The sequence below is a fragment of the Mesorhizobium sp. M7A.F.Ca.MR.362.00.0.0 genome (assembly GCF_004023175.1).
Lineage (GTDB): Bacteria > Pseudomonadota > Alphaproteobacteria > Rhizobiales > Rhizobiaceae > Mesorhizobium.
The window spans coordinates 1-1,184 of the sequence record NZ_RZTF01000766.1; the positions used below are offsets into that span (position 1 = coordinate 1).

Sequence of the window (1,184 nt, forward strand, 5' to 3'; positions counted from 1 at the left end):
ACGAACGCAGTTCTGGCATTCAGGCAGGTGTAGAAGCCATGCAAGACGCCTCATTCGAGGTCACCTGTCGTATCTAGCTGCTTGAGGGGCGGGGCATTGTGATACAGGGAGGGCTGTGGGGTCCCTCCTTCTCGGCCTCGACGATGTGGGAGGAGCCTGTGCGGCGAAACGGGCTAGACGCCCCCAGGCCCAGAACTTGGGCGAAACCAACTCCCACCAAAGCACAGCCGCTTTAGTAGCCGAACAATGAAGCCTCGCTCGACGAGCCGCCGCCTCTACTGTCAGCGGCATCACGCGGTTGAAGCGAACAGCGCAGCGGCTACTGTTTCCCGCACAACTCGGACGGCAATTGGGACAAGTCCGCACATGTCGTCACGTAAGCTGAACGCCGCAGGTACAGCCAAATTGGGGGCGGGGCGTTTCTGCCGTTTTGATAGAATTCTATCAAACTGACAATTTTCCTTGCACGAATGCAAGGAGAGCTCGATTGACTCCCCTCCTTTCTTGTCAAGGATGGGTTTGCAGGCTGCGGTGCGGCAGAAGCCGGACAGAACGGCGACCGGTCGAGTAAAGGCCTGCGCAAACAAGCGCGCATATTGCGGGCGCCCGCACGGAGGAGAAGACGCTCGTCCTGGTGAAAGACAACGATGCTCAGGCGCCATTGCCATTTGCCGAGGGGGTCCGCGCGCCGGAAATTTCGAAGCAACAAAGGTGAGATCGAGAATGATGATGGCGAAATACAACACAGCTCACCGTCCAGTGCAGTTCTACCGGCGGGTGGCGGAGTGGGATGGGCTGCCAAATGGAACGTAAAAAGATCAGCAAGGAGATGCTTGGCGATAGTCAGGCGCTGCGCAAGCTGCGTGAGCACCTTGTCAAGGTGGCCAAGGCGAAGACTACGGTCCTGTTGCGAGGTGAATCCGGAACCGGCAAGGAGCTGGTTGCCAAAGCCATTCACGAGCTCTCGCCTCGCGCCAAGCAGCCCTTCATCAAGGTCAATTGCGCGGCGCTCACCGAGACGCTTCTGGAATCTGACTTGTTCGGTCATGAGAAGGGTGCCTTCACCGACGCGAGCAGTTTGCGCAAGGGGCGCTTTGAGGCTGCCGACAAAGGCACATTGTTTCTGGACGAGATTGGCGAAATATCAGGTTCGTTCCAGGCTAAGCTGCTGCGTGTCCTGCAGG

At 58.2% G+C, this 1,184-nt stretch carries 1 protein-coding gene and 1 pseudogene; one reads left to right on the forward strand and one right to left on the reverse strand.

What is annotated here, in order from left to right; translation table 11 throughout:
* Positions 1-290 precede the first annotated feature (290 nt).
* A complete protein-coding gene (locus EOC06_RS37535; RefSeq protein WP_127262932.1) occupies positions 291-743 on the reverse strand; it encodes a hypothetical protein in 453 nt (150 codons plus the stop codon).
* Between the two features lie 62 nt (positions 744-805).
* Here EOC06_RS37535 and EOC06_RS37540 point away from each other — a divergent pair.
* A pseudogene (locus EOC06_RS37540) lies at positions 806-1,184 on the forward strand (sigma-54 factor interaction domain-containing protein); the annotation flags it as partial.